Annotated in this window: 1 pseudogene; it reads right to left on the reverse strand. The window is 64.0% G+C overall.

Annotation, left to right across the window (positions count from 1 at the left end):
- Window positions 1-491 (reverse strand): annotated as a pseudogene (locus AC5W54_RS22535) (IS4 family transposase); the annotation flags it as partial.
- Between the last annotated feature and the right edge of the window lie 129 nt (window positions 492-620).

The following is a 620-nucleotide window of genomic DNA, read 5'->3' on the forward strand; positions in this document are numbered from 1 at the left end:
TTCTGGCTGGTTTGCTGAGGAAAGCGCTGCTGGTTCTCGGGCGTGTCCGGCATCGACACCGTGGTACCGTCGATCAGCTTGATCGGCCGGCCCTGCCAGGTCCAGGCAGAGGGCACTTCCTCCGCTAGGGTGCGGCCAAGGTAGCGTGCCAGGTCGCCCACCAGGGTCCCCGGCAGGCGCTGGCGAGCCCGACAATAGGCGCCGGTGCGGACACTCCCCAGGCGCTGTTGGTCGCGCTGCCGGTTCAGCATGACGCGATTGACGGCTTGCTGGCAGGAGGCGTCGGCGTCCAGGACTTGCGAGATGAAGGCCTCCAGGGTGGCAAGCGGAGGAAAGAGCCGGTGACGACAGGCAGGCAGCGCCTCCTCAAGGCGCGAAGAGGCGAAGGCGGCATGGAGCTGGGCACGCAGCTCGGTATGCGCCGAGCGGCTGGCATGGTGCGCGACACGGCGCTGTTGGCACTGATGCAGGGGGGCAGTAGGATAGGTCATGGAAGCGGGCGATGGGTTTGCGGTTTGTGTGTGGTTTCGCGACTTGCACAATACCGTATTCCATCGTCCGTTTTCTTGTAAATCAACCGATTATGCGTCGGTCAGCGCCTTAAGTAAGTGCCATTCGGG

Source organism: Halomonas sp. LMYGS-3 (assembly GCF_059509875.1).